General features: G+C 71.0%; 17 protein-coding genes and 3 pseudogenes. 9 read left to right on the plus strand and 11 right to left on the minus strand.

Annotation, left to right across the window (positions count from 1 at the left end; all coding sequences use genetic code 11):
- Positions 1-158: 158 nt before the first annotated feature.
- Together WBG99_RS26220 and WBG99_RS26225 are read left to right on the plus strand one after the other, a co-directional pair.
- Entirely contained in the window at positions 159-1,205 is a 1,047-nt protein-coding gene (locus WBG99_RS26220) for an endonuclease/exonuclease/phosphatase family protein (RefSeq protein ID WP_338898649.1), read from the plus strand.
- Between the two features lie 240 nt (positions 1,206-1,445).
- The gene (locus tag WBG99_RS26225) at positions 1,446-1,946 is read left to right on the plus strand and encodes a GNAT family N-acetyltransferase (protein ID WP_338898650.1); all 501 of its coding nucleotides are present in this window, start codon (positions 1,446-1,448) and stop codon (positions 1,944-1,946) included.
- Between the two features lie 306 nt (positions 1,947-2,252).
- Here the strand turns inward: WBG99_RS26225 and WBG99_RS26230 are convergent, their stop codons facing one another.
- The 3 genes from WBG99_RS26230 to WBG99_RS26240 form a co-directional block, all read right to left on the minus strand.
- On the minus strand, positions 2,253-4,031 hold the full coding sequence (locus tag WBG99_RS26230) for an NAD+ synthase (protein WP_338898651.1): 1,779 nt from the start codon (positions 4,029-4,031) through the stop codon (positions 2,253-2,255).
- A 191-nt stretch (positions 4,032-4,222) separates the two neighbouring features.
- On the minus strand, positions 4,223-4,843 hold the full coding sequence (locus WBG99_RS26235; protein WP_338898652.1) for a DUF305 domain-containing protein: 621 nt from the start codon (positions 4,841-4,843) through the stop codon (positions 4,223-4,225).
- Between the two features lie 28 nt (positions 4,844-4,871).
- Positions 4,872-5,537, minus strand: a complete 666-nt coding sequence (locus WBG99_RS26240; protein WP_338898653.1) for a DUF3105 domain-containing protein — start codon at positions 5,535-5,537, stop codon at positions 4,872-4,874.
- 364 nt (positions 5,538-5,901) lie between these two features.
- On the opposite strand from WBG99_RS26240, the gene glnA reads away from it, so the two are divergent.
- Complete coding sequence (gene glnA, locus WBG99_RS26245) at positions 5,902-7,263, plus strand: type I glutamate--ammonia ligase (RefSeq protein WP_338898654.1); 1,362 nt, start codon at positions 5,902-5,904, stop codon at positions 7,261-7,263.
- A 160-nt stretch (positions 7,264-7,423) separates the two neighbouring features.
- On the opposite strand, the gene WBG99_RS26250 is transcribed toward glnA, so the two are convergent.
- From WBG99_RS26250 to WBG99_RS26270, 5 genes and pseudogenes are all read right to left on the minus strand, one after another.
- Positions 7,424-7,870 carry a VOC family protein gene (locus WBG99_RS26250; protein WP_338898655.1) on the minus strand — a complete coding sequence of 149 codons (447 nt, stop codon included), beginning with the start codon at positions 7,868-7,870 and terminating at the stop codon, positions 7,424-7,426.
- 51 nt (positions 7,871-7,921) lie between these two features.
- On the minus strand, positions 7,922-8,443 hold the full coding sequence (locus WBG99_RS26255; protein ID WP_338898656.1) for a pyridoxamine 5'-phosphate oxidase family protein: 522 nt from the start codon (positions 8,441-8,443) through the stop codon (positions 7,922-7,924).
- A gap of 154 nt (positions 8,444-8,597) precedes the next feature.
- A complete protein-coding gene (locus tag WBG99_RS26260) occupies positions 8,598-11,609 on the minus strand; it encodes a bifunctional [glutamine synthetase] adenylyltransferase/[glutamine synthetase]-adenylyl-L-tyrosine phosphorylase (protein WP_338898657.1) in 3,012 nt (1,003 codons plus the stop codon).
- Positions 11,610-11,934: 325 nt separating this feature from the next.
- Positions 11,935-12,798 carry a phosphatase PAP2 family protein gene (locus WBG99_RS26265; protein WP_338898658.1) on the minus strand — a complete coding sequence of 288 codons (864 nt, stop codon included), beginning with the start codon at positions 12,796-12,798 and terminating at the stop codon, positions 11,935-11,937.
- A 54-nt stretch (positions 12,799-12,852) separates the two neighbouring features.
- A pseudogene (locus WBG99_RS26270) lies at positions 12,853-13,337 on the minus strand (substrate-binding domain-containing protein); the annotation flags it as partial.
- Positions 13,338-13,636: 299 nt separating this feature from the next.
- Here WBG99_RS26270 and WBG99_RS26275 point away from each other — a divergent pair.
- Both WBG99_RS26275 and WBG99_RS26280 read left to right on the plus strand, forming a co-directional pair.
- Positions 13,637-14,160, plus strand: a pseudogene (locus tag WBG99_RS26275) (hypothetical protein); the annotation flags it as partial.
- Positions 14,161-14,313: 153 nt separating this feature from the next.
- Positions 14,314-15,978, plus strand: a complete 1,665-nt coding sequence (locus WBG99_RS26280; RefSeq protein WP_338898659.1) for a glycoside hydrolase family 13 protein — start codon at positions 14,314-14,316, stop codon at positions 15,976-15,978.
- A 217-nt stretch (positions 15,979-16,195) separates the two neighbouring features.
- On the opposite strand, the gene WBG99_RS26285 is transcribed toward WBG99_RS26280, so the two are convergent.
- Positions 16,196-16,987: a VOC family protein gene (locus WBG99_RS26285; RefSeq protein WP_338898660.1), complete on the minus strand. Its 792-nt coding sequence runs from the start codon at positions 16,985-16,987 to the stop codon at positions 16,196-16,198.
- Between the two features lie 375 nt (positions 16,988-17,362).
- Between WBG99_RS26285 and WBG99_RS26290 the strand changes: the two genes are divergently transcribed.
- The 3 genes from WBG99_RS26290 (at position 17,363) to WBG99_RS26300 (ending at position 19,598) form a co-directional block, all read left to right on the plus strand.
- Complete coding sequence (locus WBG99_RS26290) at positions 17,363-17,476, plus strand: hypothetical protein (protein ID WP_338900496.1); 114 nt, start codon at positions 17,363-17,365, stop codon at positions 17,474-17,476.
- Positions 17,477-17,629: 153 nt separating this feature from the next.
- Positions 17,630-19,237, plus strand: a complete 1,608-nt coding sequence (locus WBG99_RS26295) for a fused response regulator/phosphatase (RefSeq protein WP_338898661.1) — start codon at positions 17,630-17,632, stop codon at positions 19,235-19,237.
- A gap of 4 nt (positions 19,238-19,241) precedes the next feature.
- Positions 19,242-19,598 (plus strand): isomerase, encoded by a 357-nt coding sequence (locus tag WBG99_RS26300; protein WP_338898662.1) that lies wholly within the window; start codon positions 19,242-19,244, stop codon positions 19,596-19,598.
- 10 nt (positions 19,599-19,608) lie between these two features.
- On the opposite strand, the gene WBG99_RS26305 is transcribed toward WBG99_RS26300, so the two are convergent.
- Positions 19,609-20,334, minus strand: a complete 726-nt coding sequence (locus WBG99_RS26305; RefSeq protein WP_338898663.1) for a TetR/AcrR family transcriptional regulator — start codon at positions 20,332-20,334, stop codon at positions 19,609-19,611.
- Positions 20,335-20,517: 183 nt separating this feature from the next.
- Positions 20,518-21,368, minus strand: a pseudogene (locus WBG99_RS26310) (alpha-N-acetylglucosaminidase TIM-barrel domain-containing protein); the annotation flags it as partial.
- A 114-nt stretch (positions 21,369-21,482) separates the two neighbouring features.
- Between WBG99_RS26310 and WBG99_RS26315 the strand changes: the two are divergent.
- Positions 21,483-21,881 carry a hypothetical protein gene (locus WBG99_RS26315; protein ID WP_338898664.1) on the plus strand — a complete coding sequence of 133 codons (399 nt, stop codon included), beginning with the start codon at positions 21,483-21,485 and terminating at the stop codon, positions 21,879-21,881.
- Positions 21,882-21,883: the final 2 nt, after the last annotated feature.

A 21,883-nucleotide genomic window follows, 5' to 3' on the forward strand; every position in this document is an offset into this window, starting at 1 on the left:
GACCGCGTAGCCCGTCCGCCGGTTCGGAACTCCCAACAGCGGGTTGTTCGTCCTCCTGCCCGTACGGCTGCCATGTGGCGGCAGGAGCGAGGGCAATCATCCCCTAGGGTTTTCAGAGCGCGGGGGGAAGAGTGCACGGCAGGTTGTGAGGCGACGGTATGGCGCAGGCGTACATGACGGAGACGGGCGGCGGCACGGGTCAGGGCCGCGAACAATCCCGGTTCCGACGCCTGTTGGACCGCCTGTTCGGCGGCTGGAGAGGAGACCGGCGGATCTGGCGGCGGGGCGTCGTCCTCGCGGTCCTCGCGGTCCTCGTCGCGCTGCTGATGGTGCTGCACGCCTACGTCCCGAACACCATCGGCAACCTCGGCAGCCTCACCGAGACGTTCCTGCCCTGGCTGGGCGTCGCGATCCCGCTGCTGCTGATCCTGGCGCTGGTCCGGAAGTCGGCGACCGCGCTCATCGCCCTCCTCCTGCCCTCGGTGGTCTGGCTGAACATCTTCGGCGGGCTCGTCACCAGCAAGACCGGCAGCGGCGGCGACTTCACCGTCGTCACCCACAACGTCAACGCGGACAACGCCGACCCGTCCGGCACCGCCCGCGACGTCGCCGCCTCCGGCGCGGACGTGGTCGCCCTGGAGGAGCTGACCGAGGCCGCGGCGCCGGTGTACGAGAGGGCGCTGGCGGCGACGTACGAGTACCACGAGGTCGTCGGCACCGTCGGCCTGTGGAGCAAGTACCGGATGAGCGACACCGAGGCCGTCGACATCAAGCTGGGGTGGAACCGCGCGATGCGTTCCACGGTGGCGACGCCGGACGGGCCGGTCGCCGTGTACGTCGCCCATCTGCCCTCGGTGCGGGTGAAGCTGGAGGCCGGGTTCACCGCGCGCCAGCGCGACAAGAGCGCCGACGCGCTCGGCGAGGCCATCGCGGACGAGCCGATCCGGCAGGTCGCCCTCCTCGGCGACCTCAACGGCACGATGAACGACCGCGCCCTCAACGCCGTCACCGCCCAGATGCGCTCCACCCAGGGCGCCGCGGGCAGCGGCTTCGGCTTCAGCTGGCCCGCGTCGTTCCCGCTGGCGCGCATCGACCAGATCATGGTCCGGGGCATGGAGCCGACGGCGTCCTGGACCCTGCCGCAGACGGGCAGCGACCACCTGCCGGTGGCGGCACGGGTGACGATCGACCCGTCCGGGAGCTGACGACCCTGGTGGGGCGGCTGCGGGCGAGGGGAGAACGGGGCACGGGTTCGAGTGTTCTCCGTCAGTGAACCTACTGGGGAACGGAACCTCGATTCCCCCTCTCCTTGAGAGGTCCCGCCATGCCCTTGGCCCTGCTCGCTCTCGCCGTAGGAGCCTTCGGAATCGGCACGACCGAGTTCGTCACGGGGGCTCCCGGCCCCCGGAGGATGCGACGCGGCCTCCCTGTGCGATGCTCACGGCATGGCTGATCAACGCGAGGTCGTCATCGTCCGCCGGCCTGGTCGGGCGCCTTCGGCCCGGGATGGGCTGGCCGAGCTGCTGGCGGCCTACCATCTGCAGACGCAGGCCGAGAAGGGCGAGGCCGTCGCCGGGGTGGACGGGTTGCCAGAACGCTACCGGGTCGAGATCGAGGATCCGCAGGCCGTGTTCGTCGACGACGTCGTGCTGCTGGCGTTGAGCGGGAACACCTCGGTGGGCTGCCTGGTGGTGACCGCCCCTGTCGAGGGACGGTCGGAGGTCAAGAGGCTCTGGACGGACCCGGCGTTCCGTGGGCGGGGCATCGCGTCCAGCCTGGTCGGCGCCGCGCTCGCGCAGGCCGGGGAGAGCGGCGTCAGCGCGGTGCGGCTGTCGGTGTGGAAGTGGCGGGCAGCCGCGATCGCCCTGTACGAGCAGCTCGGATTCACTGTCACCGAGTCGTGGGACGAGCGGGAGCAACTGGTCTGCATGGAACGTGCCGTGTGAGTGGGCACAGTCATGCGCCGATGGCGTTGACGCCGCACTCGATCGCGTGTCGGCACAGGTCGGCGCGGTCTCACGAGCGGCGGAGAGGACCGTGTCGCCGCGGACCCGACCGGCGTGACGCCGGGCTGGCGCGGCCCCAGCCGGATGGCCCTGGCGAAGGTCCGGCGAGTCCTGCGACCGTTAGAGCGTCCACATGACCATGGCGCCGAGCGCCGGAAGCGTTGCCCGTCCGCTCCCACGTCCGGACGGGCAGCCACGCGCACGGCAGCGGTGCCGTAGTGGTGATGAAGGACCCGCCCGAGCCCGTTACGCCCGCTCGCGCCACCGATTCGTCATGGGCAGCCGGCGGTCCTTGCCGAAGCCCTTGGGGGAGATCTTCGTCCCCGGCGGGTACTGGCGCCGCTTGTACTCGGCCGCGTCGACCATGCGCAGGGTCTTGTTGACCAGCTCCCGGTCGAACCCGGCGGCGGTGATCGCGTCGGCGCCCTGGTCGCGGTCGACGTACCGCTCCAGGATCGCGTCCAGGACCGGATAGTCCGGCAGGGAGTCCGTGTCGACCTGCCCGGGCCGCAGCTCGGCGCTCGGCGGCTTGGAGAGGGAGTTCTCTGGGATCGGCGGGGTCTGGCCCCGCTCCTCCGCCGCCCGGTTGCGCCACCGGGCCAGCCGGAAGACCGACGTCTTGTACACGTCCTTGATGGGGCCGTACGCGCCCACCGAGTCGCCGTACAGCGTCGAATAGCCCACCGCCAGCTCCGACTTGTTGCCGGGCGCCAGCACGATGTGGCCCTCCTGGTTGGAGATGGCCATGAGGAGGGTGCCGCGCAGGCGTGACTGGAGATTCTCCTCCGCCAGGCCCGTCAGCTCGGTCGACGCCATGTAGGCGTCGAACATCGGCGCGATCGGGATCGTGCGGAAGTTCAGGCCCGTGCGGCGCGCCAGCTCCGCCGCGTCGCCCTTGGAGTGGTCCGACGAGTACTTCGACGGCATGGACACGCCGTACACGTTCCGCGCGCCGAGCGCGTCACACGCGATCGCCGCGACGAGCGCGGAGTCGATACCGCCGGAGAGCCCGATCAGCACCGAGGTGAAGCCGTTCTTCGCCGCGTACGCCCGCAGGCCGACCACCAGCGCCGAGTACACCTCCTCCTCGTCGTCGAGGCGCTCCGCGTACCCGCCGGTCAGCTCCGGCTCGTACGCGGGCAGCGGCTCCTCGGAGATGACGAGCCGGTCGATGCGCAGCCCGTCGTCGACACGTTGTCCGTCAGCGGCTTCGCCGCGGGCCGTCACCGGCTCGGCGACGGCCGCCGGGAGGTCCAGGTCGAGGACGACACACCCCTCCGAGAACTGCGGCGCCCGCGCGACCACTTCGCCGTCCCGGTCGACGACGATCGAGTCGCCGTCGAAGACCAGCTCGTCCTGGCCGCCGATCATCGCCAGATAGGCGGTCGTGCAGCCGGCCTCCTGGGCCCGCTTGCGGACCAGTTCGAGACGGGTGTCGTCCTTGTCGCGCTCGTACGGCGAGGCGTTGACGGAGAGCAGCAGCCCGGCCCCGGCGGACCGGGCCGCCGGGACCCGGCCGCCGTCCTGCCAGAGGTCCTCGCAGATGGCGAGGGCGATGTCGACGCCGTGCAGCCGCACCACCGGCATGGTGTCGCCGGGCACGAAGTAGCGGAACTCGTCGAACACGCCGTAGTTGGGCAGGTGGTGCTTGGCGAAGGTGAGCGCCACCTCGCCCCGGTGCAGCACCGCGCCCGCGTTCCGCGGCGCCCCCGCCGGCTGACCGTACTTCGGCGCGGCGGACTCGGAACGGTCGAGATAGCCGACGATCACCGGCAGCTCCCCGAAGCCCTCGTCGGCGAGCCGCGCGGCGAGCGCCCTCAGCGCGGAGCGGGAGGCCTCCACGAAGGACTGGCGCAGCGCCAGGTCCTCGACGGGATACCCGGTCAGCACCATCTCGGGGAACGCCACCAGATGCGCTCCCTGCTCGGCGGAGTGCCGGGTCCAGCGGACGACCGCCTCGGCGTTCCCGGCGAGATCGCCGACCGTCGAGTCGATCTGATTCAAAGCGAGACGAAGTTGAGGCACGCGCCCAGTGTAATCGTCAGAGCGACGCAATGGGGTGTGGGGCGCCCCACGTTCGCAGCGCCCCACGGTTTCGGCCCGGTGCCCGCCGTCGTGACGACTCCGCGCGACCCGCGACGCCTGTCCGACGGGAACCGTCGGACAGGCCGGAGGAGATCCTGCGATCGCTCCTCCGCCGAGGACGCGTCACCGGTCTACCGCGGCGCGGCCCCCCGCTCCTCGAGCAGGTCCGTCATCAACGTGATCTCGGACTCCTGGGCGTTGACCATGCCCCGGGCGAGCTTCTTCTCGACGCCGACCGCGCACTTGGAGACACAGCCCTCCGCCATGTGGACGCCACCCTTGTGGTGGTCGGTCATCAGCTGGAGGAAGTAGATCTCGGCCTGCTTGCCGTTGAGTGTGCCGAGCTTGTCCATCTCGGTGTCGGTGGCCATGCCGGGCATCAGCGCGCCGTCCTCGCCGGAGGCCATGGCACCCATGCCCATCCAGGCCATCGGCTCCTGCGACGACACCTTCGGCAGACCCCACAGATCGAGCCAGCCGATCATCATGCCGCGCTGGTTGGCCTGCGTCTGCGCGATGTCGTACGCGAGCCGCCGGATCTCCTCGTCGTCCGTCCGGTCGCGCACGATGTACGACATCTCGACGGCCTGCTGATGGTGGACGGCCATGTCCCGGGCGAACCCCGCGTCCGCGGAGTCGGCGGCGGGGGCCTTCAGCCCGGACTCGTCGCCGTCGGCGACCGCGTAGGTGATCGCTGAGGCCGCGACGAGCACGGCCGCTGCCCCGGAGGCGATCCAACCGATGTGCTTCATGCTTCCCACTGTGCCAGGTTCCCTGCCGCTAGGAGACGCCGTTGGTGCAGGCGGCACCCGGCTCGGGGGTCTGCTCGCCCTGGACGTACTTCTCGAGGAACGTGTCGAGGTTCGGGTCCGTCGCGCTGGTCACCGTGCGCTGGTGGCCCCACGCGCTGAGCATGATCGGGTCCTTCTGACCCTCGACCGGGCTCATCAGCGTGTACGGGGTCTTCTCGACCTTCTCCGCGAGCGCCTTGACGTCCGCCTCGGACGCCTTGCTGTTGTACGTCACCCACACCGCGCCGTGCTCCAGGGAGTGCACGGCGTTCTCGTTCTTGATCGCCTTGTCGTAGACGTCGCCGTTGCAGTTCTGCCAGACCGGGTTGTGGTCACCGCCGACCGGCGGCTGCATCGGATACTTCACGGTCTTGGTGACGTGGTTCTGGGTGAGCTTGGCGCTCCAGGTGCGCACGCCGTCCGACCCCGTGGTGAACTTGCCCGAGCCCTTCGCGTCGCTCGCCGTGCTGCTGCTGTCGCTGCCGTCGGACTGCGAGCGGACCAGGACCGCGCCGCCCCCCACGAGGCCGGCGACTATCAGCACGCTGGCGCCGATCGTGAGGATCCGGTTCCGGCGCTCACGGGAGCGCTCGGCACGGCGCATCGCCTCGATGCGCGCCTTGCGCTCCGCGCTGCTGTTGGACTTGGCGGCCATGGGGTGCGTCCTTAGTGGGGGATGGGTCGGATGGGACGGTCGGACCAGCTGATCGTAATTTGATCCACTCCCTCTCGTAAACGAGGGACCACGCCTCCCATGCTCCCCGGGAGCGGCGCGGCCCGCCCCCGAACGACGCGGGCGTTACGGATATCGGTGCGAGCAGGCAAGATGGGCGGCAGAGCGGTTGAGCGGCGGAGCGAGCGGTACACCTGCCGTATGCCGGGCGTTCGACCGGAGGTCGGTCTGCCGATCAAGGTACGCAACGCGCGCGAAATGGTGTTGTGGTGGGATGGTGCCCGACCGCCTCCCGTCGCTCGGGAGCAAGGCGGCCTGACCAGCAAGGAATGGGTGGAAGCGGAAGATGGACAAGCAGCAGGAGTTCGTGCTCCGTACGTTGGAGGAGCGCGACATCCGTTTCGTACGCCTGTGGTTCACGGACGTGCTGGGCTTCCTGAAGTCCGTGGCCGTGGCCCCCGCCGAGCTGGAACAGGCGTTTGACGAGGGCATCGGCTTCGACGGCTCGGCCATCGAGGGCTTCGCCCGGGTGTACGAATCCGACATGATCGCCAAGCCGGACCCGTCGACCTTCCAGGTCCTTCCGTGGCGCGCGGAGGCCCCCGGCACCGCCCGGATGTTCTGCGACATCCTCATGCCGGACGGATCCCCGTCCTTCGCGGACCCGCGCTACGTCCTCAAGCGCGCCCTGGCCAGGACCTCCGACCTGGGCTTCACCTTCTACACGCACCCCGAGATCGAGTTCTTCCTCCTGAAGGACAAGCCGGTCGACGGCTCCCGCCCCACCCCCGCCGACAACTCCGGCTACTTCGACCACACCCCCCAGAACGTCGGTATGGACTTCCGCCGCCAGGCGATCACCATGCTGGAGTCCATGGGCATCTCGGTCGAGTTCTCCCACCACGAGGGCGCCCCCGGCCAGCAGGAGATCGACCTCCGCTACGCCGACGCGCTCTCCACGGCGGACAACATCATGACGTTCCGCCTGGTCATGAAGCAGGTGGCGCTGGAGCAGGGCGTCCAGGCGACGTTCATGCCGAAGCCGTTCAGCGAGCACCCGGGCAGCGGAATGCACACGCACCTGTCACTCTTCGAAGGCGACCGGAACGCCTTCTACGAGTCCGGCGCCGAGTACCAGCTCTCCAAGGTCGGCCGCTCCTTCATCGCGGGCCTCCTGAAGCACGCCGCCGAGATCGCGGCCGTCACCAACCAGTGGGTCAACTCCTACAAGCGCATCTGGGGCGGCTCCGAGCGCACCGCCGGCGCCGGCGGCGAGGCCCCCTCCTACATCTGCTGGGGCCACAACAACCGCTCCGCCCTGGTCCGCGTCCCGATGTACAAGCCCGGCAAGACGGGCTCGGCGCGGGTCGAGGTCCGCTCCCTGGACTCCGGCGCGAACCCGTACCTGGCGTACGCCATGCTCCTGGCCGCCGGCCTCAAGGGCATCGAAGAGGGCTACGAGCTCCCGCCGGGCGCCGAGGACGACGTCTGGGCCCTCTCGGACGCGGAGCGCCGCGCGATGGGCATCGAGCCGCTCCCGCAGAACCTCGGCGAGGCCCTGACCCTGATGGAGCGCAGCGACCTGGTGGCCGAAACTCTGGGCGAACACGTCTTCGACTTCTTCCTGCGCAACAAGAAGCAGGAGTGGGAGGAGTACCGCAGCGAGGTCACCGCGTTCGAGCTGCGGAAGAACCTGCCGGTGCTGTAGTCCCCGGACGGGGCTGCGGCCTGTGAAGGGGGCCCGGCTGTGGGGCTCCCCTTCCGTATGCCGGTGGGGGCAGGCATGACTGGCGCCCCCCGGCCCGGTGGTACCGCCGTCCCGAAGGCTGCCGGTACGCCGACCGGGACGGTCTGACGTGTGCCCGCCCTCACCGCCCCCGGTCGGCCAGGTCGGCCAGCACCTGGTGCAGCGGCTCGGTGACCCGGCGCCGGTACTCCTGGATGGCCCACCCGTTGCCGTCCGGGTCCTTGAAGTACATGAAGGTGGCGCCGTCGGCGGGGGCGTACTGGACGGGTTCGGACACGTCGAGGCCACGTTCGAGGAGTTCGGCGTGGGCGGCCTTGATGTCGGCGACGCAGAGCTGGAGGCCCCGGTAGGAGCCGGGGGCAGGCCTGGAGCCCTGGGCCATGTCCCAGATGGCGTCGCCGAGGGCGATCGAGCAGCCGGAGCCCGGGGGCGTCAGCTGGACGATCCGCATGCCCGGCATGACCTCCTGGTCGATGTCGACATGGAACCCGACCTTGTCCCGGTAGAAGTCCCGGGCCCGGTCGACGTCGTTCACGGGCAGCGGGATCACTTCGAGCGTGTACTGCATCCCTGGTCCTCCAAGTCGCCCTTGACGGGAGTGCCTGTGCACATGGGTATGTCACTCTCGGCCGAACCGCCACCGCGTCTGGCTGAACGGCTCCCCCTTACCGAATCCGAAAACCGTGCCGGGCGCCACAGCGAAGACCAGGGCGCGCCCCGGACCGTGGTGGAAGTACCCCGCCCGCACCTCGAAGTGCCAGAAGCTGCCGTACTTCGCCTCCCACGCGGCGGCCAGCTCCCGCAGCCTCCCGTCATCGGACACACGTACGGCCTCACCCTCCACCACCAGGTCGTAACCCTTGTCCCATGTGTTCGTACCGGTCGTCAGCACGACGTGCGGGTTCTCCGCGAGGTTCTTCGCCTTCCGTTCCTCCGGGCCGGTGCAGAAGTGCAGCGCCCCCTGGGACCACACCGCCGGCAACGGCGTCACATGAGGCCGCCCGTCCGGCCGTACCGTCGAGATCCAGAACAGTTCCGCCCCGGAGAGCCGCGCCTCGGCCTCCGGCCAGGGGATCGCGTCGGCGGCCGGGTCGCTGTAGCGGGGGGCGAGCCGGGTCTGCGGCTTGCCGGTGTTCGACATGGGCTGCCCTTCCTGTCGTCTCTCACCACACAGGGCAGAGACTCCCGTGGGCCCCAGAACTCATCGGACAGTCCCGGACCCGCCGAGATGCCGCCGGCGTGCGGTCTGCCCGCACACCGCTGGCCACACCCTGAGGACGACGCGCAGGACTCCGTCACCCCCCGTAGAACAGCTCCTCCACCACCGCCCGAGCCCGCCGCGTGGTGCGTCGGTAGTCGTCGAGCATGTCGCCCACGTGGCCGGGGCCGTAGCCCAGGTAGCGGCCCACGGCGCCGAGTTCGCGGCCGTCGGAGGGGAAGGTGTCGCCCGCCCGCCCCCGTACGAGCATCACGGCGTTGCGTACGCGCGTCGCCAGTACCCACGCCTCGTCCAGTATGGCCGCGTCCTCGGCGCTCACCAGCTCGGCGGCACGTGCCGCGGCCAGGGCCTGGCGGGTGCGGGTCGTGCGGAGACCGGGCTCGCGCCGGCCGTGCCGGAGCTGGAGGAGCTGCACGGTCCACTCGACGTCCGACAACCCACCCCGCCCGAGCTTGGTGTTGAGGGTGGGGTCCGCGCCTCGCGGCATCCGCTCCGACTCCATGCGGGCCTTCAGACGCCGGATCTCGCGGGCCGCGTCGTCGCCCAGTCCGTCCGCCGGATAGCGGAGCGGATCGATGAGGTCGATGAAGCGGCGGCCCAACTCCTCGTCCCCGGCGACGGGCTCGGCGCGCAGCAGGGCATGGGACTCCCACACCAGTGACCAGCGACGGTAGTACGCCTCGTACGACTTCAGGGTCCGTACGAGAGGGCCGGACTTGCCCTCGGGGCGCAGGTCCGCGTCGATGAGGAGGGGCGGGTCGGCGCTCGGGATCTGGAGCAGGCGGCGCATCTCGGAGACGACGGTGTTGGCGGCGCGGGAGGCCTCCTGCTCGTCGGCGCCCTCGCGCGGCTCGTGCACGAACAGCACGTCGGCGTCGGAGCCGTAGCCCAGTTCGTGGCCCCCGAAGCGGCCCATGCCGATGACGGCGAAGCGGGTGGGGAGGGTGTCCCCCCAGCCGTCGCGGACCACGGCGTGCAGGGTGCCCGCGAGGGTCGCCGCCGTGAGGTCGGAGACCGCGCCGCCCACGAGGTCGACCAGGGCACCCTGGTCGGCGGCGGCCGGGGACGCCTCGGTGCCGTAGGAGCCGACGATGTCCCTGGCGGCCGTACGGAAGAGTTCACGCCGTCGCACGCCGCGCGCGGCCGTGACGGCCTGTTCGGCGCCGTCGGCGCGGCGGACGGCGGCGAGGATCTCCTGTTCGAGGGGGGCGCGTTCGCGGGGTTCGAGCCCGCCGGCCCCACCGGCGACGCCGTCCCCGTCGCCGAGGAGGGCGACGGCCTCGGGGGCGCGCATGAGGAGGTCGGGGGCGAGGCGTCCGGCGGACAGGACGCGGGCGAGGTTCTCGGCGGCGGCGCCTTCGTCGCGCAGCAGCCGCAGATACCAAGGGGTTTTGCCGAGAGCGTCGGAGACCTTGCGGAAGTTGAAGAGCCCGGCGTCCGGGTCGGCGGAGTCCGCGAACCAGCCCAGCAGCACCGGCAGCAGCGTGCGCTGGATGGCCGCCTTGCGGGTGACGCCGGAGGCCAGGGCCTCCAGATGGCGGAGGGCGGCGGCGGGGTCGGCGTAGCCGAGGGCGACGAGCCGTTCACGGGCCGCGTCGGCCCGCAACCTGCTCTCGCCGGGGGCGAGCTGGGCGACGGCATCGAGGAGCGGGCGATAGAAGAGCTTCTCGTGCAGCCGCCGTACGACGGCCGCGTGGCGCCGCCACTCGCGGTTCAGCTCGGCGACCGGATCGGTGCGCAGGCCGAGCGAACGCCCGATGCGCCGCAGGTCGTCCTCGTCCTGGGGGACGAGGTGGGTGCGGCGCAGGCGGTAGAGCTGGATGCGGTGTTCCATGGAGCGCAGGAAGCGGTACGCGTCGTCGAGCTGCGCGGCGTCCGCGCGCCCCACGTACCCGCCGGCGGCCAGCGCGCCCAGCGCGTCGAGCGTGGTCCCGCTGCGCAGGGAGGTGTCGCCGCGCCCGTGCACCAGCTGGAGCAGCTGTACGGCGAACTCGACGTCCCGCAACCCACCCGGTCCGAGCTTGAGTTGGCGGTCCACCTCGGCGGCCGGGATGTTCTCCACGACCCGGCGCCGCATGCGCTGCACGTCGGCGACGAAGTTCTCCCGCTCGGCGGCCTTCCACACCAGCGGTTCGAGCGCGGCGACGTACTCCTCGCCCAGTCCGAGGTCTCCCGCGACCGGCCGGGCCTTGAGCAGCGCCTGGAACTCCCAGGTCTTCGCCCACCGCTGGTAGTACGCGAGATGGCTGCTCAGCGTCCGTACGAGCGGGCCGTTGCGTCCCTCGGGCCGCAGATTGGCGTCGACGGGCCAGATGCTGCCCTCGACGGTCGTCTCGGAGCAGATCCGCATCATGTGCGAGGCGAGACGGGTGGCGGCCGGGATCGCCTTCTGCTCGTCGGCCTCGTCCGCCGCCTCCCCGACGAAGATGACGTCGACGTCGGAGACGTAGTTCAGCTCGTGCCCGCCGCACTTGCCCATCGCGATCACGGCGAGCCGGCACAGCGCGGCGTCCTCCGGCGCGGCGGCGCGGGCGATCGCGAGGGCGGCGCGGAGTGTGGCGGTGGCCAGGTCGGCGAGTTCGGCGGCGCTCTGGGCGACGTCGGTCGTGCCGCACACGTCACGGGCGGCGATGGAGAGCAGGCAGCGGCGGTACGCGACGCGCAGCGAGACCGGGTCGGTGGCCTCCGCGAGCCCCCGCTCGAACTCCTCGATCCCCGGATGCAGGTCCTGCGGCTCGTACATCACGAGCGCCTGCCAGTCCTGCGTGTGCCGCGCGAGGTGATCGCCCAGCGCGGCGGACGCGCCGAGCACCCCCAGCAGCCGGTCCCGCAGCGGCTTGGCCGCCACCAGCGTGTCCAGCACCGCACGCCGCGCCGTACGGTCCGGCTGCGCCTCCAGCAGTCGTACGAGGCCCAGCAGCGCGAGATCGGGGTCGGCGGTCGCCCCCAACGCGTCCAACAGCACCGGGTCGTCCCGAACGGCCGCCAGTTCCTCGCTGTCCAGCAGCCGCTCCGCCGCGGAGGGGTCGGTGAAACCGTGCCGCAGCAGTCGCGAGAACGTGCTGCTCCTGCGCCCCGGCGCCGTCATCCCCGGCCTCCTCGTCGGATCAAGGTCGTACGGGCATGAGCCTAACCGGAGTGTGTGGGGGAAGCGCCGGTCGGCCGGGCGCGGGTTCCTCGGCACCGAGGGGCTTCGTACCGCCGCGACAGGCACCGCTGGTGCCGAGGAGGGCGAGGGCGCCGCAGGTCATCAGTCCCGTCTGTTGCCAGGGGGCGAAGATCAGCAGAACTCCGGTGAAGCCGAGGAGGAGGCCGGTGAGGCGGGTGAGGGAGAGGGGGCGGTCCGTGCCGAGGAGGAGTCCGGGGAGCAGGGACCACAGCGGGGTCGTGGCGTTAGGGGATGCCCTGCGGCCCTACGCCTTGACCTGCGCCGACTCCCGCACCCCGTCGCCCCCGGCCACATGCCGAGGCAGCGCGTACGGCAACGTCCCGTACCAGACCCGGGCCGCCCCGAACCCGTAGGCGAGGCAGAGCACCCCGCCCACCGCGTCCAGCCAGAAGTGGTTGGCGGTCGCGACGATCACGACGAGCGTCAGCGCCGGGTAGAGCAGACCCAGCACGCGCACCCACGGCACCGACGCCAGCGCGAAGATCGTCAGCCCGCACCACAGCGACCAGCCGATGTGCATGGACGGCATGGCCGCGTACTGGTTCGACATGTTCTTCAGGTCGCCGGAGGCCATGGAGCCCCAGGTCTGGTGGACGACGACCGTGTCGATGAAGTTCTCGCCGGTCATCAGCCGGGGCGGGGCCAGCGGGTAGAAGTAGTAGCCGACCAGGGCCACCGCGGTGGTGGCGAAGAGCACCAGACGCGTCGCCGCGTAACGGCCGGGGTGACTACGGTAGAGCCACACGAGGACACCGAGCGTGACGACGAAGTGCAGGGTCGCGTAGTAGTAGTTCATACCGATGACGAGCCACGTGACCGAGTTCACGGCGTGGTTGACGGTGTCCTCGACGGCGAGCCCGAGGTGGTGCTCGAACTTCCAGATCCAGTCGGCGTTGCTCAGCGCCTGGGCCCTCTGCTCGGGAACGGCGTTGCGGATCAGGGAGTACGTCCAGTAACTCACCGCGATCAGCAGGATCTCGAACCAGAGACGAGGGCGACGCGGAGCCCTCAGCCGGTGCAGCATCCCCTGCCCCGACGCGCCCGTGACGGACCGCGGGGCGGCCTGCTCCCGGCCTTCCTCCAGTGTCGTCACGGTCGCGTCACCCATGGGCACAGAGTCTGCCAGAGAAGCCGTTCTTCACCGATCATCCTCTGGTCGGGTTCACCGCGCACGTTCGTCGGGGTACCGCGAGGGGCCGTCTCCCGCGCAGGTATCGCACCGCCCACCGTCTTCTCCTTCTCGGGGACGACCCCGGCCCCCAGGAGCCGAAGCGGTCAGGCCCGCCCCGCCAGCTCCGGCACGGACACGACCTCACTGTGCGGTGCCGGAGACCTGCCGATCTCCTCCAGCGACGTACGCACCGCCGTCTGCCCCGTCGCCGGGACCGGCTTGCGGATCGTCGTCAGCGGGGGATCGGTGAAGACGATCAGAGAGGAGTCGTCGAAGCCGACGACCGACACGCCCCCCGGCCGTGCAGCCCCGCTCGATGAGCGCCATGGCCGCAGCCTGGCCGCCCCCAGGGTGCAGAGGGAGTGCCGGACGGACTCGGACTCGACGTTCGCCGCGTTCCGGCCCAGCTGGTCCCGCATGGTGCGGACGATGCCCTCGATCTTGCGCTGGACCGGCACGTGGCGCTTGCGGCCCATGGGCTGCGATGTCGGCAAGCCGTGTGGTCACAGCACCGGACTGTACCGGCCGGATGTCCGCTTGCCCACCGGCTCGGCGCCGGGTGCGCGTGGCCTACGGCATCCTGCCGCCGGCCATCCTGGCCTTCTTCACCTCCGTCCGCCGCCGCCGGCTGAGCCGCGATGAGCGGCGGTTCGCGATCTGCGGCAGGAGCCCCCGCGAGCACCACGACCGTCAGGACCACGGCTCCCGGGGGACCGGCCGGTCGCGCGGACCACCTCGGCGCCCAGGAATCGCCGACGGGGGCGAGGACGGCCACGCCGGATCCCTCGCCTCCCAAGCGATCCGCGTCGTGGCGAGCCCGGCCGCGCTCTTCCCGATCGCCCGGCTCGTCCTCCTGCCCCTCGGCCCGGACAAGGACGATTACCTGCGTCCCGGGCGCATCTTCGGCAAGATGACGTTCGACAACTACTCGTTCGTCCTTGGGGAGACGCCGTTCCTCGACTGGATCGTCAGCACGCTGGTCGTCCCGCTCGGCACCACCGTCATCGGGGTGCCGAGCGCCGCGACCACCGGCTGCGCGGTCTCCCGCACGCGCTTCCCGGGCCACCGGAAGTTCATGTGGGTGCTCCTGGTCACGCAGATGTTCCCGGTGGCCGTACCGATGGTTCCGATGTACGGGATCCTCCCGGAGCTCCAGCTCGTCGACAGCTACCTTGGACCCGTCCTCGCAACCTGATGGCCGCCACCGCGGCACTGGTCGCGATCCCCGTCTCCGCGTTCTTCTATCTTGTGTGGAGGAACCTGGTGACCCGGCTCACGGCGGGCGGCACGAAGGGGTGACGCGCCCTCCTCGGCTTCCGTACGCCTTGGCATACGGGTGGCGGCCCGTGGTGTCCGTCCGATCCCGTTGTCACCGCGGGCCGCCTCGTCAACCGACCGAGTTCCCGACGCCTCGACCCCATGTCCCGCACCCCGTTACGTACCAAGGACGTTATGAGCCAGCACGCCACCGACCCGGCCGACAACCTCGCGCTCGCCACCGTCGCCTCCCGCCGCGACTGGTGGCGCGACGCGGTGATCTACCAGGTCTATCCGCGCAGCTTCGCCGACAGCAACGGCGACGGCATGGGCGACCTGGAGGGCGTACGTTCCCGACTCCCGTACCTGCGTGACCTCGGCATCGACGCCGTATGGCTCAGCCCCTTCTACGCCTCCCCGCAGGCCGACGCCGGTTACGACGTGGCCGACTACCGAGCCGTCGACCCGATGTTCGGCAACCTGCTGGATGCCGACGCGCTGATCCGCGACGCCCACGAGCTGGGCCTGCGGATCATCGTCGACCTCGTCCCGAACCATTCCTCCGACCAGCACGAGTGGTTCAGGCGGGCGGTGGCGGACGGTCCGGGCTCGCCGCTGCGCGACCGCTACCACTTCCGCCAGGGCAAGGGGAAGAACGGCGAACTCCCCCCCAACGACTGGGAGTCCATCTTCGGCGGCCCGGCGTGGACGAGGGTTGCCGACGGCGAGTGGTACCTGCACCTCTTCGCCCCGGAGCAGCCCGACTTCAACTGGGACCACCCGGCGGTCGGCGACGAGTTCCGTTCCATCCTCCGCTTCTGGCTGGACATGGGTGTGGACGGCTTCCGTATCGATGTGGCCCACGGTCTGGTGAAGGCGGACGGCCTCCCGGACCTGGGATCCCGCGACCAGGTGAAGCTGCTGGGCAACGATGTCATGCCGTTCTTCGACCAGGACGGCGTGCACGCGATCTACCGCGAGTGGCGTCTGGTCCTGGACGAGTACGCCGGCGAACGCATCTTCGTGGCGGAGGCGTGGACCCCGACGGTGGAACGCACCGCGAGCTACGTCCGCCCGGACGAGCTCCACCAGGCCTTCAACTTCCAGTACCTGGGTACGGACTGGGACGCGGCGGAGCTGAAGGCGGTCATCGAGCGTACGCTGGACGCGATGCGCCCGGTGCACGCCCCCGCCACGTGGGTCCTGTCGAACCACGACGTCACCCGCCACGCGACCCGCTTCGCCAACGAGCCCGGCCTGGGCACGCAGATCCGACTGGCGGGAGACCGCGCACTGGGTCTGCGGCGGGCCCGGGCGGCCTCGCTCCTGATGCTGGCTCTTCCGGGCTCGGCCTACGTCTACCAGGGCGAGGAGCTGGGCCTCCCCGACGTCGTCGACCTCCCGGACGAGGTCCGCCAGGACCCCGCCTACTTCCGTGGCGCCGGCCAGGACGGCTTCCGCGACGGCTGCCGGGTCCCGATCCCGTGGACCCGTACGGGCCCCTCGTACGGCTTCGGCCCCGGCGGCTCCTGGCTTCCGCAGCCGGCCGAGTGGGGCGACCTGAGCGTCGAGGCCCAGAAGGGCGCGGTGGACTCGACCCTGGAGCTGTACCGCACCGCCCTGGCCGTGCGACGGGACGAGCCCGGTCTGGGCGCGGGCGACTCGGTCGAGTGGCTGAAGGCACCGGCGGGTGTCCTCTCCTTCCGGCGCGGAGACTTCGTGTGCGTCGCGAACACCACCTGCGAGGCCGTCACGATCCCCGCGTACGGCCGCGTCCTGGTCGCCAGCGGTGAGGTGACGGTGACCGAGGACGAGGCGAAGCTGCCGGGGGACACGACGGTTTGGTGGACCGCGCGCTGAGGCGGCCGTAGCGGACGGCCCCCGCAGGCACCCGCGGTCGACTTCGGGGGCCCGCCGCCCGGTTCTGGGCGGCGGGCCCTTTCGTCGGTTGCCCGTGTCGTGCCGCGCGACGTCCGCCCTGGTCCACCGGCTCTTCGCTGGTTCCCGTCGGGCTCACCGAAAGTCGTGGGCCACCTGGATCCTGCCGACGGCGTGGGCGTTGAAGTCGTCGAGGTCTTCAGCGGTTACCCGCGCAAGCTCCGCCGGGCCAGGGTTTCGAGCGCTGTCGGGGCGTCAGCACGCGGAACTCGTTGCCGTCGGGGTCGGTCATCGTCACGTAGGGAGACTCGTCCTGGCCGGGGGCAGTGCCGGTGCAGGTATCGGTGTCGGTTCGCGTGGCTCCGAGGGTGAGCAGGCGGTCGACCTCTGTCCGCCGGTCGCCGTCGACGCGTGGGGCGAGGTCGAAGTGGAGGCGGTTCCGGCCCGCTTTCGGGGCTACCGGTGGGCCACCCCACGTGATCTTCGGGCCGCCGTGCGGTGACTGGATCGCGGTCTCCTGGTCCTGGTCCCAGACCAGCGGCCAGCCGAGCGCCTCGCTCCAGAAGTAGCCGACTTCCTGCGAACCGTCGCAGGCCAGAGCCCCTATGAAGCCGCAGTCGGCGAGGAACTTGTTGCCCGGCTCGATGACGCAGAACTCGTTGCCCTCGGGGTCGGCGAGCACCACGTGACCCTCTTCGGGGCGTTGGCCGATGTCGATGTGGCGCGCACCGAGTTCCAGCGCCCTGGCCACCGTCTGCCGCTGGTCCTCCAGGGACGTGCTCGTCAGGTCGAAGTGCATCCGGTTCGGGCCGGCCTTCCGCTCCTGGGTCGGAAGGAAGCGGAGCCGGAACCCGGTGTCGTCGCCGGGCAGGAGCGTGATGCCGTCGTGTGGATCGTCGGTCAGCTCCCAACCGAGTACCCCGGACCAGAACCGGGCGAGAGCCGGGGGCCGGCTCGCGTGGAAGCAGAGTGCGAACAGGTGACACGTCATTCCCGGGATCCTAGAGGCGAGCCCGCCACACCGCAGCCGGGTTTCCCGGCGGTCGGAACGGGCCGACTCCATGGGCGACCGCTCAACTCTTCGGGCACTTTCCGATGTTCTCAGGACTCTCACCGAAGGAGTTGGCCGACGCCGCCGAACCGCCCACGCCGGACGAGTGGCCGCGGTCACTGTGACCGCGCTGACCGCAGCGCTCTCAGGTGCGGTCGGCACGGTCCTTCCCGCTGTCGGGGAAGGACGAGACGCCCGGTGTGACCGCCATGGAACTCGGCGACCTCGTCGTCGTCTTCCCCGAGACCCCCGAGAAGCGGAGGCAGACGGCAGACGGTGGTGGACCTGACCGGATCGGCGTATACCCCGCATCCGGTGCGGGCGACGGGCGCGGACTCTACCGTCCGCACCTCGTCGTACGAAGCGGAATCGCGGACGTTCGTCGTTCCGGGGGAGACCGTGGCGGTATTCGCCCGGTCGGACCGGTAGGGCGCTAGTTTGGGTGGCGCAGGCGGAGGGGGCCGCGCCACCCGCCCCGGGGACGCACGCCCTCTCGTCCCAGGCCCCCATACCCGGTCCCGGTCCCCGTCCCCCGTCCCCGCGCCCGGTTCCCGGGTATTCCGCGAGAGTCTCATGAGTCTCATGGCCGACGAAGCAGGCACCACGGTGCTGGTGGTCGACGACGCGGCCGCCAGCCGGTACGCCATGGGCGCGGTCCTGCGCCGGGCCGGGCACAGCGTCGTCCCCGTAGCCAGCGGCGGCGAGGCGCTCGCCGAACTCGACCTGCGGCTCCGCTCGGGTGCCCTGCCCGACGTGGCCCTCGTCGACGTCGGTCTGCCCGACATGAGCGGCTTCGAACTCTGCCGCCGCCTCAAGTCCCACCCCCCGATGGCCGCCCTGCCGGTCGTCCACTTCTCCGCCGCGGCAGTCGCCCCCAGCGACCGCTGCCGGGGACTGGACGCGGGCGGCGAGGCCTATCTGACGGTCCCCGCCGAACCCGAGGAGATCCAGGCCGTCGTCCGCGCGGCCGTACGCGGCGCCCGCATGCGCAACGGTGCCGAGGCCCTCGTACGACGGCTCACCCTGCTCTCCGAGACCATCGTCGACGTCCAGGCCGCCCGTACCCTGGAGGAGTTGGCCGGGGCCGCCGCCGAGGGTGCCGCCCGGCTCACCCGGTCGCCCGTCGCCGTGTTCGTGCTCGGCGAGGACGGCCACCTCTACCACGGCACCTCCCGCGCACGGGCCCGCACCACCCTCCCCGACGCCGGCGCCCACGACTCCGTCGCCCGGCTCCTGCGCCGCATCACCGACGGCGACCCCGGGCCGCACGACACGGTCGTCCCCGCACCCCTGTGGCCCCCGGGCTTCTTCCGGCCCGGCGTCACCGAGGACACCCGCCTGGTCCTGGCCCGCACCGAGAGCGGCACCCCCGTCTGTGTCGCCACACCCCTGCGCGACACCCGCGCCATGACCCCCGACACCGCGAGCCTGGTCGCCCGCCTCGCCCAGGCCACCGCCCTGGCCGCGCAGTCCCTCCTCATGTACCAGGTCGAACGCCATGTCGCGCTCACCCTCCAGCACAGCTTCCTGCCCAAGAGGGCGCCCGAGTTCCCGGGCCTCGAAGTCGTCGTCCGCTATGTCCCCGCCTCCCGCCGGACCGAGATCGGCGGCGACTTCTACGCGGCCCTGTCCACCCCCGGCGGCGTCCTCACGGCCGTCGGTGACGTCGTCGGGCACTCTCTGGAAGCGGCCACCGTGATGGTCGAGATCCGGCACGCCCTGCGTGCCTACTGCGTGGAGCAGTCCGACCCCGTGGCGCTCGCCGAGCGGCTCGACCGGATGCTCCAGCACTACCACCCCGAGGTAACCGCCACCGTCTGTCTGGCCCTCGTCGAACCGGGCAGCGGACGCGTGCGGATCGCCAACGCCGGCCATGTCCCGCCGCTGATCGTCCGCGACTCCGGCGAGGCCGAGTATGTGAAGGCCGCCGGGCCCCTCCTCGGTCTCGGCCTCGAACGGCCCGAGCCCACCGAGACGGTTCTGTGGCCCACCGACCGGCTCCTCATGGTCACCGACGGGCTCGTGGAGACCCGGGGCGTCGACCTCTCCCTCTGCCTGGAGCACCTGCGGACCGCGGCGGCGGACGCCCCGCTCGGAACGGCCGCCCTGTGTGACACCTTGCTGCACCGCTTCGGGCGGGACCGGGAGGACGACATCGCGATGCTGGCGCTGCGCCTGCGATTAGGGTGAGCTCATGCCGCAGATCACTGTTGAATACTCCGCTGTCCTCGCTGGTGACTTCGACCGGCCCGCGTTCGCCAAGGCCCTTCACGAGGAGGTCGTGCGGACCGCTGCCGCGAAGCCGGAGGCGTGCAAGACGCAGTTCCGGGCGACCGAGGACACGACGGTCGGTCCCGACGTGGCCGGACATGCGATCGTGCACGTCACCCTGGGACTGCTCGCGGGGCGCACCGAAGACACCAGGGTGACGTTGACGGAGAACGTGCTCGGGCTGCTGCGACAGCACGTGAAGCCTGCGGCGGGGCTGGCGTTTCACGCGTCGGCGGAGGTGCGGGACCTTGATCCCTCGTACCGGAAGTTCGACGTCTAGTGCCGCGGCACTAGGGTCCTTCGGAAGGGCACTGGGCGCGGTCGGGGTTCCCGAGGGGTGTCACCAGGCGCCCTACCAGCCCGCTGAACGGGCCCTCCCGGGGCTCGTCGGCGAGCATGCGGTGCACCAGGGCCGCCATTTCCTCGTCCTGGGCCGCGCTGACCGCGGCCAGGGCCGCGAAGGCGTGGACGAGCTGGATCTCCAACTCCTCTCTCGGAATGCGGCGGCCGTCCAGCCAGATCAGAGCCGTGGACTCGGCGAGGGAGATCCAGGAGCGGACGACGAGTTCCAGGCGGGCGGGCGGGTCCTTGACGTCGAGGTGCGAAAGGATCTGGACACAGGCGGCCTGGCGTACGCCGTCGATGAGGGCGTTGGTGCGGGAAGAGCCCACGGCGGGGCCCCCGCGCAGCAGGGCGGAGAAACCGGGGCCGTGTGCGTCGACGAAGTCGAAGAAGCGGTGCGTGACGCGGAGCAGGCGGGCGCCGAGCGGGCCCTCGTGTGGTTCGACGAAACGATTCGCCAGATCGTCGGCGGCACGTGTCAACGCGGCCTCGTACAGGCTGAGTTTGCCCGGGAAGTAGTGGTAGACGAGCGGGCGTGAGATGCCCGCCGCCGCCGCTATCTCGTCGATGGAGACCTCGTCGGGCGAGCGTCGGCCGAACAGTTCGAGGGCGACCCCGATCAACTGCTGCCGCCGCTCCTCCACACCCATCCTGCGGCGTGCACCGGTTCGCATGCGAACACCTTACCGATTGATTCCAGCCTGCCAGGGGCTGGATGGCGTAGGGATGTTCAGCGGGAGGGGTTCATGGGGGGAGGGGTTCAGGGTGCCTGCTGAAGTCCGTTGGTCTCCCGGCCGTTCGCCGGCGTGCCCGCTGGGATGGACCGGGGGCGCCTCATGGCTCGGGGGTGCCGGTCGGTCGGGGCGTTCGAAGCCGTGCCAGATGCCCTGCGGGACGACGTGCGCGTCACCGCCGTTGCGCTCCACGAACTCCTTGGGGACGTGCCCGTAGTAGCCGGGCAGGACCGGGGACATGCCCAGCTCGCGCAGCCGGTCGGTGATCCGCCGGCCGAGCGCCGCCCGGCGGGTGATCAGTTCGGGGAGAGGGGCCCGCCGTAGCCGGAGAGGTTCTGCAGCAGCCACCACGGCTGGTGCGAGGGGGCGGGCAGCCACGCCCGGGACTCCTCGTCCGAGTAGCCGAAGTCCTTCAGCAGCCGGTGGTAGACGGCCTCCATGCCCGCGATGACCAGCACCTCGTTGCAGCCGTGCGCCGCCAGCAGGTCGATCTGGTGCTCCCAGTACGACCAGTCCGCGTACGGGGCGGTGTAGCCGTCGTTGGTGTCGTTGAGGGCGAACCGGTGGGGGAGCGCCGTGGATCTCTCCAGCGGCCGGGCGGGCGCGGGGAGTCGGCGCGGGAGGTCGAGTCGGCTGCCGTTCCAGGCGAGGTGCGCCCCGCATACGTACTTGAGGTACCAGTGCACGCCCGTGAGCAGCGTGGCCGGTGTCGTGGCCCGCACCTGGACGCGCCCGGTGGTGCCGGTGACACGGAAGCGGTCGGCCGTACCCTGCCGCTCGACGAGGGTGAGCCGGAACTGGTCGGCGTGACGGGGGAGCTGCCGATTGAGTGCTGAGCGCGCGGCAGCCGTATCGAGAGGAGGGCCCTGGCCGGGGCTCTCGGCGGCGTGGACCGGGACCGTCGGTCCCAGAGTGGTTCCGAGACCGATGGCACCGGCCGAGCCCAGCACCGAGCGTCGCGACGGAGAGTTCATGACCGTGTGCCCCCTGTGTCGACAGATGCGGCACGCTAACCGGACGGACGCCTGTGCTCAACGGTGCGTACGGAGCAGGCGACGACTTCTCGCCGGAAGGGACCGGAGGAACAGATGAGGTTGACGAGAGCGGTGTTCCCGCTGGCCGGCATGGCGGCTGTCCTGGTGCTGGCGGGATGCGGATCCGGCGGGAGCGACCAGGCGGCCGTACCCGAGACGGCGGTCGGCACCCTCGAACAGCTCGCCGCCGAGGTGAAGTGCGAGCCCGACATGCAGATCGACGCCGACGAGCTCCGTCAGGCCATCTGCACGGACGGCGACGAGAAGTACATCCTCGCCACCTTCGCCACCGACCGTGGTCAGCGCGAGTGGCTCAACTCGTCCAAGATGATGGGCGGGTTCTTCCTCGTCGGCCGCAAGTGGGCCGCCGTCGGCCACGAGGACGTCGTGGCGGAACTGGGCGGGACACTCGGAGGGACGCTGGAGGTGGGCACCGACCACTCGAAGCACTGAGG

The sequence above is a fragment of the Streptomyces sp. TG1A-60 genome (assembly GCF_037201975.1).
In the GTDB taxonomy this organism is placed as follows: Bacteria; Actinomycetota; Actinomycetes; order Streptomycetales; family Streptomycetaceae; genus Streptomyces.

Bases quoted from the DNA above. Each gene is read 5' to 3' on its own strand.
- WBG99_RS26220 (WP_338898649.1), top strand. From the start codon at position 159: ATGGCGCAGGCGTACATGACGGAGACGGGCGGCGGCACGGGTCAGGGC.
- WBG99_RS26225 (WP_338898650.1), top strand. From the start codon at position 1,446: ATGGCTGATCAACGCGAGGTCGTCATCGTCCGCCGGCCTGGTCGGGCG.
- WBG99_RS26235 (WP_338898652.1), bottom strand. From the start codon at position 4,843: ATGAAGCACATCGGTTGGATCGCCTCCGGGGCAGCGGCCGTGCTCGTC.
- WBG99_RS26240 (WP_338898653.1), bottom strand. From the start codon at position 5,537: ATGGCCGCCAAGTCCAACAGCAGCGCGGAGCGCAAGGCGCGCATCGAG.
- glnA (WP_338898654.1), top strand. From the start codon at position 5,902: ATGGACAAGCAGCAGGAGTTCGTGCTCCGTACGTTGGAGGAGCGCGAC.
- WBG99_RS26250 (WP_338898655.1), bottom strand. From the start codon at position 7,870: ATGCAGTACACGCTCGAAGTGATCCCGCTGCCCGTGAACGACGTCGAC.
- WBG99_RS26255 (WP_338898656.1), bottom strand. From the start codon at position 8,443: ATGTCGAACACCGGCAAGCCGCAGACCCGGCTCGCCCCCCGCTACAGC.
- WBG99_RS26260 (WP_338898657.1), bottom strand. From the start codon at position 11,609: ATGACGGCGCCGGGGCGCAGGAGCAGCACGTTCTCGCGACTGCTGCGG.
- WBG99_RS26265 (WP_338898658.1), bottom strand. From the start codon at position 12,798: ATGGGTGACGCGACCGTGACGACACTGGAGGAAGGCCGGGAGCAGGCC.
- WBG99_RS26280 (WP_338898659.1), top strand. From the start codon at position 14,314: ATGAGCCAGCACGCCACCGACCCGGCCGACAACCTCGCGCTCGCCACC.
- WBG99_RS26285 (WP_338898660.1), bottom strand. From the start codon at position 16,987: ATGACGTGTCACCTGTTCGCACTCTGCTTCCACGCGAGCCGGCCCCCG.
- WBG99_RS26295 (WP_338898661.1), top strand. From the start codon at position 17,630: ATGGCCGACGAAGCAGGCACCACGGTGCTGGTGGTCGACGACGCGGCC.
- WBG99_RS26300 (WP_338898662.1), top strand. From the start codon at position 19,242: ATGCCGCAGATCACTGTTGAATACTCCGCTGTCCTCGCTGGTGACTTC.
- WBG99_RS26305 (WP_338898663.1), bottom strand. From the start codon at position 20,334: ATGCGAACCGGTGCACGCCGCAGGATGGGTGTGGAGGAGCGGCGGCAG.
- WBG99_RS26315 (WP_338898664.1), top strand. From the start codon at position 21,483: ATGAGGTTGACGAGAGCGGTGTTCCCGCTGGCCGGCATGGCGGCTGTC.